Annotated in this window: 9 protein-coding genes; 7 read left to right on the top strand and 2 right to left on the bottom strand. The window is 70.0% G+C overall.

The genetic code is table 11. The features are described from left to right. Positions 1 to 57 precede the first annotated feature (57 nt). From ACTWPW_RS18205 to ACTWPW_RS18180, 6 genes are all read left to right on the top strand, one after another. Positions 58 to 1,008, top strand: coding sequence for a TauD/TfdA family dioxygenase (locus ACTWPW_RS18205; RefSeq protein ID WP_443169353.1), 951 nt, complete (start codon positions 58 to 60; stop codon positions 1,006 to 1,008). 19 nt (positions 1,009 to 1,027) lie between these two features. After that, positions 1,028 to 4,921 (top strand): non-ribosomal peptide synthetase, encoded by a 3,894-nt coding sequence (locus tag ACTWPW_RS18200; protein ID WP_443169352.1) that lies wholly within the window; start codon positions 1,028 to 1,030, stop codon positions 4,919 to 4,921. Next, the gene (locus ACTWPW_RS18195) at positions 4,918 to 5,160 is read left to right on the top strand and encodes an MbtH family protein (protein WP_375111100.1); all 243 of its coding nucleotides are present in this window, start codon (positions 4,918 to 4,920) and stop codon (positions 5,158 to 5,160) included. The genes ACTWPW_RS18200 and ACTWPW_RS18195 overlap by 4 nt, the downstream gene beginning before the upstream one ends. Beyond that, a complete protein-coding gene (aat, locus tag ACTWPW_RS18190) occupies positions 5,141 to 5,863 on the top strand; it encodes a leucyl/phenylalanyl-tRNA--protein transferase (RefSeq protein WP_443169351.1) in 723 nt (240 codons plus the stop codon). The genes ACTWPW_RS18195 and aat overlap by 20 nt, the downstream gene beginning before the upstream one ends. After that, positions 5,864 to 7,012 carry an FAD-dependent oxidoreductase gene (locus ACTWPW_RS18185; RefSeq protein WP_443169350.1) on the top strand — a complete coding sequence of 383 codons (1,149 nt, stop codon included), beginning with the start codon at positions 5,864 to 5,866 and terminating at the stop codon, positions 7,010 to 7,012. It abuts the gene before it with no gap. 71 nt (positions 7,013 to 7,083) lie between these two features. Beyond that, the gene (locus ACTWPW_RS18180; RefSeq protein ID WP_443169349.1) at positions 7,084 to 7,872 is read left to right on the top strand and encodes a thioesterase II family protein; all 789 of its coding nucleotides are present in this window, start codon (positions 7,084 to 7,086) and stop codon (positions 7,870 to 7,872) included. Here the strand turns inward: ACTWPW_RS18180 and ACTWPW_RS18175 are convergent. Together ACTWPW_RS18175 and ACTWPW_RS18170 are read right to left on the bottom strand one after the other, a co-directional pair. Continuing rightward, complete coding sequence (locus tag ACTWPW_RS18175; protein ID WP_443169348.1) at positions 7,814 to 8,653, bottom strand: response regulator transcription factor; 840 nt, start codon at positions 8,651 to 8,653, stop codon at positions 7,814 to 7,816. The two genes, ACTWPW_RS18180 and ACTWPW_RS18175, sit on opposite strands and share 59 nt — an antisense overlap. Positions 8,654 to 8,798: 145 nt before the next feature. Continuing rightward, positions 8,799 to 11,957, bottom strand: coding sequence for an AfsR/SARP family transcriptional regulator (locus tag ACTWPW_RS18170; protein WP_375111095.1), 3,159 nt, complete (start codon positions 11,955 to 11,957; stop codon positions 8,799 to 8,801). Between the two features lie 341 nt (positions 11,958 to 12,298). Here ACTWPW_RS18170 and ACTWPW_RS18165 point away from each other — a divergent pair, with 341 nt between their 5' ends. Continuing rightward, positions 12,299 to 14,236 carry a BTAD domain-containing putative transcriptional regulator gene (locus ACTWPW_RS18165; RefSeq protein ID WP_443169347.1) on the top strand — a complete coding sequence of 646 codons (1,938 nt, stop codon included), beginning with the start codon at positions 12,299 to 12,301 and terminating at the stop codon, positions 14,234 to 14,236. Positions 14,237 to 14,356: the final 120 nt, after the last annotated feature.

Raw genomic sequence — 14,356 nt, 5'->3', positions numbered from 1 at the left:
GCAATTCCTGCGCCCGGGGTGAGCCGGCGCCGCGCGGTTGGAGCCACCCTCGCCGACTTGACCGACCTCACGCCGTCCGCGCGACCAGCCGAGCCGGTCGTGGTGACCGCGCGGCATTCCGGACTCAAGCTGGGCGATTGGCTGAGGTCGAACACCGCGGCCGTCCAGACCCATCTGCACCAGACCGGGGCGGTCCTGTGCCGGGGATTCGCGGTCGGGACCGCCGAGGACTTCGCCGAGGTCGTGGCCGTCGACGCCGACGACCTGCTGGACTACGTGTACGGGGGCACACCGCGGACCCGGGAGCTCGACAAGGTCTACACCTCCACCGAGTACCCAGCGGATCAGACCATCGCGCAGCACAACGAGTTGTCGTACGCCAGCGCGTGGCCGGCCAAGCTGTGGTTCTGCTGTCTGGTGCCGGCCGGCCACGGAGGGCAGACGCCCCTGGCCGACAGCAGGAGGGTGCTGGAGCGCATCTCCGCGCAGTCGCGGGAGCGGTTCGAGCGGCACGGTGTGATGTACACACGTGAGTTCGGGCTGGGCGTCGGCCTGGCATGGCAGCAGGCGTTCGAGACCACGGATCGCGACGCGGTGGAGCGCTTCTGCGCCGGCAACGGGATCCGGGCCGAGTGGGGACCGAACGACACCCTGCGTACCACCCAGGTCTGCCAGGCCGTGGCAGAGCACCCTGTGACCGGCGAACGGGTCTGGTTCAACCAGGCTCACATGTTCCATCCGTCCACCCTGCCGCGGAGCGTCCGGGAATCGCTGCTGTCATCCGACATCGGGCTGAGCCGGGACGTGTGCTACGGCGACGGCACTCCGATCGGCGACGCGGAGATGGACGAGGTCCGCCGGGCCTACGAAGCAGAGACGCGCTCCTTCGACTGGGTGGCTGGTGACGTGTTGATCGTCGACAACATGCTCGTCGCGCACGGACGTCGACCGTACGGCGGCAGCCGCCGCGTGCTGGTCGCGATGTCCGGCATGACCAGCGAAAACTAGATCGTCGTAGGGAGTAGGGATGAGCACCGACACCGGATTCGCCCTGTCGCCGCAGCAGCGGCGTGCGTGGCTGGCGCGGCACACCGTGGACGGTACACCTTGGCGCTGGCTGTGCGACCTCGAGATCCGCGGTGCAGTCGACGCGACGCGGCTACAGGACGTGATCGGGGCGCTCACGGCGGGTCATGAGATCCTGCGTACGACGTACAGGCGGGTCGCTGGTCTCGACGCCCCGGTCCAGGTCATCGGAGCATCGAAGCCGTTCGCGCTGGACAGCGGCCCCGGCTCACCCGGACCGCTCGACATGGCGGCCATCGAACAGCCCCTGCAGGCGAGCCTGATCGCGGAGGGCGAGGAGGTGCACCTGCTGCGGCTGCACGGGCCCGGGCCGAGCCTCGACTTCTCGGGCATCACGCGGGTCGCGGCCGAGATCGCACGCCGATATCGTGACGGCGACACCTCGGCCAACAGCGACGCACCACAGTACGCTGACCTGGCCGAGTGGCTGAACGAGCTCCTGCACGCCGACGACACCGCAGCCGGCCGGGACTACTGGCGGCGGCTGGCCGCGGGCCCGGGGCTCCCGATACGGCTGCCGTTCCGTGAGCGGGGCGACCACGGCGGCCGACGTACCTTCGAGCCGGAGCGGCTTCGCGTCGCGACCATCACGAACTCCCCGGAACATGATGCGCGATCGCTGCTGCTGGCCGCGTGGTCCATCCTCCTGTACCGATACGGCCGGCAGGAGGAGTCGCTCCTCGCCGTGGCACACCCCGGTCGGCGGCACGCTTCTCTGGAAGATGCGATAGGGGCTTTCACGCGTTATGTGCCCATGGCTGTGACGCTGTCGGCTGACGCGACGGCCGACGACGTGATCCGCAGGGTCGCCAACGCCGATGCGGAAGGAGCCGAGTACCAGGACTACTTCACCCGCGAGATGTGGGCCGGGTTCCGGCCGGACTCCACAGCCGAACTCGACGTCGGCTTCGACTACCACGTGATGCCCGCGCTGGCCGCCGGACACGGATGCACCTTCGCGATCCGACACATCGACGATGCCACGGATCTGTTCGAGATCCGGCTGCGTTGCCTGCGTACCGAGGACACGGTGGAGGCGTTCGTCGAGTACGACGCCGGCCGGGTGCGTCCGGAGGACGCGTCCGGCCTGGTGGCGGCGTTGAACGTGCTGTTGAGCGAGATGGTGGCCGACCCTGGGCGGCCGATCGGCGAGCTGCGCCTGATGGCCGTGTCGCAGGCGGGCGGATGCCGCCCGACCGCCTCGGTGGCCAGGCGGGCGAGCATCGGGGACCGTTTCGCCGAGGCCGCCCGCCGCCGGCCGGCCTCGACCGCGGTCGAGCACGCCGCCGAGCGGCTCACATTCGGCGACCTGGACCGGTGGTCGGGCAGCGCGGCGGAAACGCTGAGGCGGCTCGGCGCGGCGCCCGGCACGGTTGTCGCGGTGCTGCTCGAACGGGGACCCGCGTTGGTGGCGGCGATTGTGGCCTGCCTCCGGGCTGGCGCCGCGTACACCGTCATCGACACCGCACTTCCCAGCGAACGGATCAGCTTCCTCCTCGACGACAGCGCCGCCTGCGCAGTGCTCACCGACGTCGAGTGGTCGTCCCGCATCCCAGCGGATCTGCCCGCGATCGTGCTGCGGTCCGGTGGCTGCAAACAGCTCGGCGACGCGATCGAGGCACGGACGGTGGTCCCGGCCGATACCGCGTACGTGATGTACACCTCGGGTACCACCGGTTCCCCCAAGGGCGTGCTGGTCGGGCAGCCGAGTCTGACCGACTATGTGACAGGTCTGGTGGACACCCTCGAACTCGAGGAGCCGTTGACCTACGGTCACGTTTCGACCTTCGCCGCGGACCTCGGCAACTCGGTGCTCTTCCCCCCGCTGTGCACCGGCGGCCGGCTCATCATCGCCACCCGGGACGAGATGACCGATGCCGACCGGCTCGGGCGTCTCATCCGCGACAACGCCGTCGACGTCCTGAAGATCGTTCCGTCTCATCTGAGGGCGCTCATGCACGCGTCCTGGTCGCCGGCGACCCTCATGCCTCGCCGCTACCTGATCACCGGCGGCGAGGCGCTCGACCGCGAGTTGCTCGACGGCATCCGAGCCCTGGACCCCCCGTGCGAGGTGATCAACCACTACGGGCCGACCGAGACCACGGTCGGCGCCACCTATCACCGGGTCGCGCCGGGCCCGCTGGATGAGCGGCTCGCCACGGCGCCGATCGGCGGACCCCTCGGCGGCGCCGCCGTCTACGTGGTGGACCCCGCGATGCACGAGGTGCCGGCGTGGGTCACCGGCGAGGTCCTCATCGGCGGAACAGGCGTGGCGCACGGCTACCACAACCGTCCCGGCCTGACCGCGGAACGGTTCCTGCCCGATCCGTACGGCACGGCGGCGGGCGGGAGGCTGTATCGCACGGGAGACCTGGCCCGAAGGCTGCCCTCCGGCGAGCTCCATTTCGTCGGGCGCGAGGACGGGCAGGTCAAGGTCTCCGGGTATCGGGTGGAACTCGGCGAGATCGAGGCGGTCGCCGCGCAGTACGTCGGCGCCCGTCAGTGTGTGGCCGTGCTGGATCCGCGTGAGGGTCACACCGGCACGGTCCTCTACGTCACGTCGGGCGACGGGCCGCTGGATGTGGACGACCTGCGCACCCACCTGGCCGCACGACTGCCTGTCTACATGCAGCCGTCCGATGTCGTCGTGCTCGGCCGGCTCCCACTCACGGCGAACGGAAAGGTCGACCGAGCCGCGCTGCCGGCACCGGTGACGGGCTCTGGCGCCGGTCGTGAACCGGCGGACGCCACGGAACGGAGCCTGCTGCGCATCTGGCGCGACGTCCTCGGCCAACCCGCCATCGGCGTGACCGACGACTTCTTCCGCAGCGGCGGCAACTCGTTGCTGGCGATCCGGCTGATGTCGGAGATCGAGAAGGGCACGGGCGCCAACCTCCCGCTCTCGGCTCTGCTCGAGGCCAGCACCGTGGAGGCACTGGCCTGCCGGATCCAGGAGCGGTCGGTCGGCGATGCGCCGCCGGGCCATCAGGCCGATTCGCCGGCTCCCTTCTTCTGCGTGCACGCGGGCGGTGGTGGCGTGCTGGCGTACACCGAACTGGCCCGAGCCATGGAGCCCGGACGTCGGCTGGCCGGGATCGAGGCCGCAGGGCTGCGGCCGAACGGCTCGATGCCCGCCGGCCTCGAGGAGATGGCACGGACCTACGCGCAGGAGATCCGAGCGCAGCAGCCGGTCGGGCCCTATCTGATCGGCGGCTGGTGTCTGGGCGGCATCATCGCCCATGAGGTGGCTCAGCAACTCGTACGCCAGGGAGAGACGGTGGCGGCACTCGTCGTCCTGGACAGCGCCGCGCCGTCCGAGTCGCTGTCGGACGAGACGGTCGAGGTCCAGACGGACGCCGGCGAGGACGCGGACGAGGAGCTCGAGCTGCTGGCCCGGTTCGCGTGGCACTACCAGCTCGTCCTGGACGGGGCGAAGCTCCCGGCCATGGACAGCGAGGGCCGCTTCGCGCACCTTCTCGAGCGGGCCCGGCAGGCCGGTGTCCTTCCGGTGGACGCGGGCAGCGAACGCCTGGCGCGGCTTCTCGCCGTCTACGGGCACAATCTGCGCGCCGCGGATGAGTACATCCGGCGCGGTCAGCCGGCCGCCGTGGCACGGTTCCCCGTGCTGCTGATCAAGGCCGAGAAGGATCCGCTGTGGCCCGAGCTGGACGACACCCTGGGCTGGGCGGCACTGTACGGGGATCTCGTCGAGGTGGGGTCCGTACCGAGCGACCACCACACGATGTTGCGCGCGGACCTGGCCGAACAGGTGGCCGAGCGCCTCACCGCTTTCCTCGATCACTCAATGGACCGACTGGAGGTAAACGCGCCATGACGGACGCGCACGCGCAGAGCCAGATCTATCAGGTGGTCGTCAACCACGAGGAGCAGTACTCGATCTGGCCCGCCCAGCAGGAGTTGCCCGGCGGCTGGCGGCCGGTGGGCAAGACCGGACCGAAAGGCGACTGTCTGGACTACATCACCGAGCTGTGGACGGACATGCGGCCCTTGAGCCTGCGCTTGCGGATGGATGACCCGCAGGGAGAGCACAACGATGCAGGTCTCAGCAGATAGCCGGAGCCGGATCGAATTCGCCGACCCCCGCAACTCCGCCCTCTCCGCCGTTGCGGTCGGTGGTGAACTGATCGTGGACAACCTTGTGGTCGCGTATCAGAAGGGGATTTTTCCGTTCATGATGGGCGATCCGCCGACTCTGGTCTGGCTGTGCCCCAAGGACCGGGCGGTCCTGGAGTTCGATCGGCTGCATCTGCCACGGTCCCTGCGCACCTTGGCGAGCCGGCGACCCTATGCCCTGACGATGGACCGCGATTTCGCCGGGGTCGTGGACGGGTGCGCCCGTGCGAGCCGGCCGGGCGGCCGGCCGACCTGGATCACGGATGACCTGGCCGAGGGGTACCGGCGTCTCCACGCCGCGGGCAGGGCGCACAGCGTGGAGGCCTGGGACGGCGGTGAGCTGGTCGGGGGCGTGCTCGGCGTGGACTGCGGTGGCGTGTTCGCGGCAGAGAGCATGTTCTACCGGAGGCCGGACGCATCCAAGCTCGCCTTCCTGCATCTGGTCGACCACCTGGCCGCCGGCGGAGCTCGGTGGGTCGACTTGCAGCAGACCTCCCCGTTGTTCGATCGGCTCGGCGCCCGGGTCATGGCCAGGGAACGGTATCTGGATCTGCTCGAGCAGGAGCAAGCACGCCGGCTGGTCCTCTTCGACCGGCCGGAAGGGAGCTCTCCGCTGTCGGCGCAGGCCATGAAAGGGGTGTAGATGAAGCCGCCTGAGGTACTCGTAGTCGGCGCCGGCATCGCCGGGCTCTCCGTGGCGGGGGAGTTGCAGCGACGCGGCGTGTCCGTGCAAGTCGTCGAGCAGGCGGAGGCGCTTCGCGTTCCTACCGCCGGCATCGTGCTGCATCCCAACGCGCTCGCCTGCCTGGACCACCTGCGCGGGGCTCTGGATCACCAGGGAAGCCGTATTGAGCGGAACGTCGCGATGGATCGTGACGGCAGCGAGACCGTAGTGGAATGGAAGAGCGTCTGGCCGGAGCTTCCCCTGGCCGTCCACCGCCGGACGCTGGGAAAGCTCTTGCTCTCCCAGCTCGACCCCGACACGATCCTCTGGTCGACGGCACCCCTGAAGCTGATACAGGAGCCGGAGGGAGTGCGTGTCACCTTCAATACCGGGGACAGCGAGACCTATCAGGTGGTCGTCGGAGCCGATGGGATCAACTCGTGGACACGGCACATGGTCGATCCGGATGCCCAGCCGAGGTTCACCGGGCACACGTTCATCCGAACGACGGTGCTACCCGTGACACCGTCCTCCTCCGCGGAATGGCGCACGTGGCGGCATGGCCCGCACACGTTCGGCCTCATGCCGATCGGTCAGGGACGGATGGCCGTCTTCTTCCAGATCGCGGCCTCCGAGCCCCTGCGCTCCGAACTCCCCGATCCGCTCGAAGTCCTGCGCAACGGGTGCGGCGACATGCCAGGCGAGGTGCGCCGATTCGTGGATTCCATGCGCCTGGACGAGCAGTTGGTGACCCGGTCCGCCTTCGCGCTGACCACCAGCCGATTCGTGGCCGGTCGCGTGGTTCTCATCGGGGATGCGGCGCACGCGGTGTCCCCTGCGACGACTCAAGGCGGCGGTCTGGCCGTCGAGGACGCGGCCGTGCTCGGTGAGGAGATCGGCGCACATGGCTGCCGTCCGGAGGCCCTGGCCGCCTTCGAACGGCGCCGGCAGGCTCGCGTGAACGCCTTCCAAGCGATCGCCACCCAGCAGGTGACGCTGATGGAGGCAGTGGCCGCACGCCGGGTGCCTGGACCGGAAGGGCTCGATGACTCTGCACCGATCAAGCCGCCGGTGGACGCGTCCGCCTGGTATCGGCGCCTCTACGGCCCCCTGCTGGCGGTGCCGTAGCAGAACCCGGTGATCGTTCACCGGGCATGATCTCGGGCTGCGTGCACTCTGAGAGACGTAGGAGCTTGACCATGAGTGAAGGCGTTGCGGATGCGCGCTGGTTCCAGTCGCACGATGACCTGACGGATGCCCGCGTGCAGTTGTTCTGCCTCCCGGCCGCGGGCATGGGCGCGTCGGCGTACCGGAACTGGCAGGCAGCGCTGGGCCCGGCCTTCGAAGTGATCGCCGTACAACTGCCCGGCCGGGAGAACCGGATCGGCGAGCGTCCGCTGCCGACCGTCGAGCTGTTCGTGGAGCAGGTGACCGGACCGTTGCTGGAGCGCGCCGATCGGCCGTTCGCGCTCTTCGGCCACAGCCTGGGGGCACTGCTGTCGTTCGAGGTCGCGCATGAGCTGGTACGGCGGGGACGTCCTCCGGCGGAGCTGTTCGTCTCCGGGCTGGAAGCGGCACATCACCGGGCGCCGGCCCACGCCGAGGTGCACGAACTGCCCGATCCCGAGCTGCTGGAGTACGTCCTGCGGCTGGGCGGGATCTCTTCGCAAGAGCGCCGGCACGTCGAGGTGCTGTCCCTGTTCCTGCCCACGATTCGAGCCGACTTCGTGGCGGCGGCAGCCTACCGGTATCGCTCGCGGCCGCCGCTGCCTGTGCCGATAACGGCCCTGGCGGGTCGCGAGGATCCACTGGTGGATCCTCGACGGCTCGCCGCCTGGGCCGAGCTGTCACGTGCGAGGGTGCAGACTCACCTGCTGCCCGGCGAGCACTTCTACCTGGACACGCAACGGCAGGCGGTGCTCGACATCATCAGATCGGCGCTGGGCAGCCCGGACGCGGCTCCTGCCGGGGCGTCTCGTGCGATGTGACGTCAGGGTCTTGACCGGGCTTGAGCAGCCCCATGGTGTACGCGGCCAGCGTGAGCTGCGCCTTATTCCCGACCTTGAGCTTGCGGCGGATGCGCTGCACGTACGTGTCCACGGTGGTCTTCGACAGGCTGAGCGACCGCGCGATCTCCTTGTGCGTCATCCCCTGCGCCAGGAGGCCGAGGACGTCGAGCTCCCGGGAGGTCAGCGACTGGGCGTCGTGGGGAACTCGGGAACTGCCGTGAGGCGAGTGTGACGGCTTCACGACCGGCGTTTGTGACATGTAGGAACCGCCCCACGAGAGCACCTCCAGCGCCTCGATGAGCATCCGCGGCGGTGAGGACCAGTCGACCAGCCCGGCCACACCCAGCTTGATCAGGCGGAAGAGATCCGACGCGTTGACCGGCGGGCAGAACGCCAGTACATGGAGGCGGTCGCACAGCGCTCTCACCCGCTCTGTATGACGGGTGAGACCGAGCGGATTCAGCACGACGACCCCGGGAAATCTGCTCCCGTCGCCGGTCAGGCTCGTGAACGCGCTGTCGAAGCTGGTGAAGGTGCGCAGGACGATGCCGGGCGTTTCAGCCGCCGAGGCTATGGCCCCGCGCATGGCGATGGACTCGTCGATCACGATATTGGCGAGCACCGTGGCAGGAACTCGGCCGCTGGGCGGATACATGCGGGTGGCCCCCTGTTCAGTCGCGTCAGCTCTTGTCGTTCCAGGGCGACGCAGGCGAGCCGGACCGGTTCCGGCCGGTGAGCAGACCGAGCCGAGCGACTGCACCTACACGGCCGATCATTTTTCTGCCCGGGCGCATACGCAGCGCATCCCGGGCGCATGCTCCAGGAGGGTCACGACGTCTCGGCAGGTGAGCCGGTGCCGCGAACGCCTCCGGCATGGACGGCGCTCGCCGGTGCCTTCAGGGTCCTTACAGGAGGCTGATGCCGTTCATGACGACCTGTGCCCGCCGCCGGGCCGACCGCGCCCCGCGCTCGTCGCCGCTCCGCTCGCGTGCCTGTCCCAGAACGTCCAGTGCGCGGGCGTAGCCCAGGCGTTGACCGGTCCTGCCGAAGGCGCGCAGGGCCCGTTCGCAATGTTTCGTGCACCGCTCGAGCTCCGCCAGGCCGAGATCGGCCACGGCCAGAGCGACCTCCGCCTTGCCGATGCCCGGGCTGTATCCCGCCGTCGCCCATTCCAGCGCGGATCCGGCGTATGCGCGGGCCTCTTCGAGCCGTCCCTCGCGCATGGCCAGCTCCGACGAGCCCAGCGCGGCCTCCACGCAGCCCTGGCGGTGTCCGATGCTCTCCGCTTCCCGGCTCGCGACGTGGAGCTGGAAGGTGACCGGCCGCTCCAACCGGATCTCGGCCCGCGCCAGGCCGATGAGCGCGAGGATCTCATAGCCGTGGTCGCCGATGCTCACGGCGAGGTCGAGCATCTGCTGCCGGGCGGCCAGCGCGTCCTCGTCACGCCCGGCGTCGCTGTACACGGCGGCAACCGAGTCCAGCACGGCCACCTGGCCGTAGCGCACCTTGGCCGCTCGGGCCAGCCGCAGCGCGTGGCTGAGAACGCTCATCGCCTCGCCGAGCCGGCCCTGCTCCTGCCTGACCAGACCGAGCCCGGCCAGCGTCAGGATGTGCAACTCCGCGCTCTCCGTCTCGGCCATCATGGTTCGCGCGCGCTCCAGATATTCCTCCGCCGTCCCCAGCCGGCCGAGGTGACGCAGCATATAGGCGAGATTGTTGATGCTGGAGGCCGCCCGGTCGCGGTCGCCGATCGACTCGTAGATCTTCAACGCCTGACGGGTCCTGCCCACGGCCGCCCGGTGGCGGCCGGGCATGGCCAGGGCGGAGCCGAGGGCGCGCAGGGCGTCGGCCTCCCCGCTCAGCCACTGGGCGCGACGACACAGCGCCGCAGCCTTCTCCAGGTCCTTGGCCGACAGCAAGTAGTCGCCGGTGCAGTAGTGCGCCAGCCCCAGCGACAGGTGCATCGCCGCCTGCCCCACGAGGCTGCCGTCCCGCCGGGCCGCCTCCAGCCCGAGACGCGCCAGGTGCAGCCACGGGAGCATCCAGCGCCGCCGGTAGAGAACGATGCGCAGCGCGTGGGCCAGTCGCCACGCCATACCCGCCAGCCCGTGACGGGCAGCGTGTTCCGCCGCCGCCATCACGCTCTCCCACTCAGCCGTGATCCACGCCTCCGCCTCCTCCCGCGAAGCGAAGACCTCCGGCGCCACGGCGGACGGCTCCGTGAGCAGGTCGACGGGGCGGTTGTACGCCAGTCCCGCGACAGCGGCGATGCTGTGCAGGTAGTAGTTCATCAGCCTGTCGGCGGCCGCCTCTCGCTCGGCGGGGTCGCCGGCGGCGTTGAACTCGCCCGCGAGTTCGGCGAGCAGGTCGTGGCAGGCGAAGCGGCCGACGCCGGTCTCGGTCGCGAGATGGACGCGGGCGAGCTCGCTGAGCAGGTCCTCCGCCTCGTCCTTGCCCACGTCCGCGAGCGCGGCCGCGGCTCCGACGGTGATGCCCTCTCCGGGGATCAGGTTGATCAGCCGGAACATCCGGCGCGCCGGGGGCGCCAGCACGGCGTACGACTGTTCGAGCGCTTGCCGCACGGCCACCCCGTCGTCCCCCTCGATGCGCAGCCCGGCAAGCCGTCCATGGTCGGCCAGCCGCGTCACGAAGTCGTCGATCGTCCAGTTCGGATGGTCGGACAGGAGGACTCCCGCGATCCGGAGTGCGAGCGGCAGGCGTCCGCACAAGCGGACGAGCTGGGCTGCGGCCTCCGGCTCGGCCGCGGTCCTGCGCTCTCCGGTCGAGCTGGCGAGCAGCGCGAGGCAGTCCTCCAGGGAGAGGACGTCGAGCGTGATGCGTTCGGCTCCGTCGCGCGCGATGAGGCCGCTGAGGCGGTCGCGACTGGTCACGAGGGTGAGGCAGTGCGGTTCACCCGGAAGGAGCGGACGCACCTGCGCGGCGTCGACGGCGTCGTCCAGAACGATGAGCATGCGACGTCCGGCGAGCGAGGACCGGTAGAGGGACAGGCGAGCATCCAGGTCCTCGGGCACGTCCCTCGGCGCGTGGCCGAGGGCGCACAGGAGGCGGGTGAGCGGGTCGGTGGTCTTCGGATTGCGCTGGAATCCGCGAAGGTCGAGGAAGAGCTGCCCGTCAGGGAAGTCAGCCGCGTGCTCGTGCGCCCACCGCAGGGCCAGGCTGGTCTTGCCGACGCCGGCCGGCCCCACGACGGTCACGGTCCTGACCGGCCCCTGGCAGGCCGCGGTGATCCTGCCGAGCTCGGCATGCCTGCCGATCAACCTGCCCGTGGCCGGCGGCAGGTGCCGCGGGCCCGCCTGCCGCTTTCCCTTGATCAGCCGGTCGTACAGCTCGCGTAACGGCGCCGCCGGTTCCAGGCCGAGCTCCTCGCGCAGGCGCAGACGTAACTGATGGTAGAGCTCCACGGCCTCGGCGGTCCGGTCGGTGGCGGACAGGGCTCGCATGAGCTGGCCGTGCGTGCGCTCGCGTAGCGGATTGTTCACCACGACCTCGCTCAGGTCGCCGGCGACCTCCGCCGCTCGCCCGAGCGCCAGGAGTTCCTCGGCGCGCTCTTCGATGGCCGCGATGTGGAGTTCTTCGAGGCGGGCCTTCGCGGCTTCGGCAGAGGGGTGATCGATGCCCGGGAACGGCGGGGCGGACCAGAGGGACAGTGCCTTGCCGTACAAGGCGACGGCCTCCTCGCGACGGTCGTCCGTCGCCGCGGCACGCGCCTGCCGGACGAGGTCGGCGAACAGGTCGGAGTCGAGCTGGTCGGGCCGCAGGTGCAGGAGGTAGCCGGAGTGGCGTGTCACGATCAGCTCGTCGGGACCGGCGTGGCAGGCCGCCCGCAGCTTCGAGACCAGCATGCGGATCCGGGATCGGTGGCTGCCGGGAAGCGAGTCGCTCCAGAGGACGTGCGCGAGGTGATCGACCGGCACCACTTTGTTGGCGTTCAGGAGCAGCACTGCCAGCACCATGGCCTGTTGTGACGGGAGGGAAGCCTCCACTCCCTCGACCGTCACCGTGACCGCTCCCAGGACGCGAAAGGACCGGACGTACGTTGCCATGATCCAACACTAGGCGCTCACGGAGAGGGCGTGTGTCAAGTCGGCGAAGGTGCCCGGCGCACCCCGTACGGCGGTCTCGTCCCGCCACTCGGCGAGCACATCGGCCATGCCCGGAGACCGGTCCTAGAAATAGGACGCCTCGAAATAGGACTGCCGATTGCGCCCTGACCGGTATCTCATAAGACGCGCGATCAAAACGACGCCTCACCGAGAGGAACGCGCGTCCGCCCCGGCTCGCCCCACCCGGAGGCGCAGGAACACGACGGCAGGGGATCGGCTGAACGGACTCGTCCGGAGGTGGCGTGGCGGAACTTCGGTTACTCGGGTCGGTAGAGCTGAGGATGCGTGACCAGGTCATCGATCTCGGTCCACCGCAGCGGCGTGCCGTCTGGGCGGCGCTGGCCGTGGATGCCGGCCGACCGGTATCGGTGCCCACCCTCGTGGGCAGGGTGTGGGGCGAGTTCATACCGGCAGAAGCGCGCAGTGCCGTGTACGCCCACATCACGCGAATCCGCCGCTTGTTGACCGCGGCGGAGAAGGCCGACGGCGTCCGGATGAGCTTGGAGCGCCACGCGGGCGGGTATCTCCTCGACGTCGATCCTGACCGGGTCGACCTGCTGCGCTTCCGCCGGCTGGCGGAGCTGGCGCTGGACAAGAGCCTCGACGACAGGGCGAGAGTGGCGCTGCTGCGTGAGGCGCTTGGCCTGTGGCGGGGACGCCTGCTGGAAGGTGTGGACGGCGCGTGGGCCGAATGGGCCCGGGCACACTTCGGTCTCTACCGTGTGGAAGCCGTGGTGGCCTGGGCCCGGCTCGAAGTGGATCTGGGCAACCACGAAAGGGTCATCCCCCAGGTGCATGCGCTGATCAGCGAGTACCCGCTGGCGGAGCCGCTGGCCGCGGGTCTGATGCGTGCGCTGCACGCGGCCGGACGTAACGCCGAAGCCCTGGAAGTCTTCGCGACGACCAGGCGACGGCTCGTCGAGGAACTGGGCACAGAGCCGGGATCGGAGCTGTGCTCCATCTATCAGTCGGTGCTGCGTGGAGAGCTTGACGGGGGAGCGGCACCGGCTGTGAGCCCCGCATCACTCCAGAGGGCCCGCCCATCAGTGGCGCGACCGCGGTCCGCGGCCGGCCTCAGGCCGGCGTCGCCGCCGCCCTGCACCCTGCCCGCCGGCATTCCCGACCTGACCGGTCGTGAGGACGCCATCGCCGAGCTGGAACAGCAGTGCCAGAGGGGCGGGCCCAGCGGCGGGCGTGCCATGGTCGTCCTGTCCGGCGCGGCCGGTGCCGGCAAGACGGCAGTCGCCGTCCACGTCGCGCACAGGCTTCGGGCCGCGTTCCCGCACGGACAGCTCTACCTGCACCTGGCCGGGCTCTCGGCCCCGAGAACCCCGGCGGACGCCATGGGGCAGTTGCTGCGGGCTCTGGGCGTGCCGCGCGGCGCCCTTCCCCGCGACATCGATGAGCGCTCAGCACTGCTGAGGTCTCTCACGGTTGATCGCCGCTATCTGTTCGTGCTCGACGACGCGGCGGACGAGGCGCAGGTGCGGCCGTTGCTTCCCGGCGCCGGCAGCGCGGTGCTGATCACCAGCCGTCGCCCGCTGTCCGGCCTGGAGGGGGCTCACCGGCTGGCGCTGGGATCGTTCTCTGACGACGAGGCGCTGCGCCTGCTCGGATCCGTCATCGGCGTGGAGCGGCTGGCGTGCGAGCCGGCGCAGGCCGCTGACATTGTCCGGTACAGCGCGGGGCTCCCGCTGGCCGTGCGCGCCGTGGCGAGCCGCATCCAGACTCGCCCGGAACGCCGGCTGGCAGCGGTGGCGGCGGAGCTGGCGGGCTCGAACCGGCGGCTGGACCTGCTCGCCAGCGGAGATCTCGACGTACGCGCCAGCATCGGTCTGTCGTACCGTGCGTTACCACCCGACTCCCGGCGCGCGCTCCGCAAGGTCAGTATGCTCCCCCTGGGGGACGTCCCTGTCTGGGCTTTCGGCGCCGCAGCGCCCCAGGAGGTTACGGCGAACGCCGGCACTGCCGACGGCGGACGGCGCCGGTCCGGCGATCGCACGGCGGTCGCCGATCGCGGCGCCTTCATCGTGGACGACCTGATGGGCTTGCACATGATCGGCTCAGCGGGCCTGGACGAGACCGGCTGGCCGTGTTATCGCCTGGACGACCTCGTTCGTGCCTACGCCTGGGAACGTGCCTTCGAAGAGGACGAGGAGGCGGATCGGTGGGCCGGGAGCCTGTGGGGTTCCAGGGCCGGCATTACTTGCAGCACATAGCCGGGCCCAGGGCGGAGAAGCGCCTCGTCGAAGGCCCTTTGCAGCTCGCACAAGATCTGCCTCGAGTAAGGTCCTCGCCGAGTACGAGACCTACTTCAATCTGCATCGTCCGCACCGAGC

It is taken from the genome of Nonomuraea sp. KM90 (assembly GCF_052246675.1).
GTDB lineage: Bacteria > Actinomycetota > Actinomycetes > Streptosporangiales > Streptosporangiaceae > Nonomuraea.
The sequence above is the reverse complement of the archived record's forward strand: the minus strand, read 5'-3'. Positions and strand labels throughout refer to the sequence as shown.

Excerpts from the sequence above, each read along its gene's own strand:
- ACTWPW_RS18200 (WP_443169352.1), top strand. The coding sequence starts at position 1,028 with ATGAGCACCGACACCGGATTCGCCCTGTCGCCGCAGCAGCGGCGTGCG.
- ACTWPW_RS18195 (WP_375111100.1), top strand. The coding sequence starts at position 4,918 with ATGACGGACGCGCACGCGCAGAGCCAGATCTATCAGGTGGTCGTCAAC.
- aat (WP_443169351.1), top strand. The coding sequence starts at position 5,141 with ATGCAGGTCTCAGCAGATAGCCGGAGCCGGATCGAATTCGCCGACCCC.
- ACTWPW_RS18185 (WP_443169350.1), top strand. The coding sequence starts at position 5,864 with ATGAAGCCGCCTGAGGTACTCGTAGTCGGCGCCGGCATCGCCGGGCTC.
- ACTWPW_RS18180 (WP_443169349.1), top strand. The coding sequence starts at position 7,084 with ATGAGTGAAGGCGTTGCGGATGCGCGCTGGTTCCAGTCGCACGATGAC.
- ACTWPW_RS18170 (WP_375111095.1), bottom strand. The coding sequence starts at position 11,957 with ATGGCAACGTACGTCCGGTCCTTTCGCGTCCTGGGAGCGGTCACGGTG.
- ACTWPW_RS18165 (WP_443169347.1), top strand. The coding sequence starts at position 12,299 with ATGCGTGACCAGGTCATCGATCTCGGTCCACCGCAGCGGCGTGCCGTC.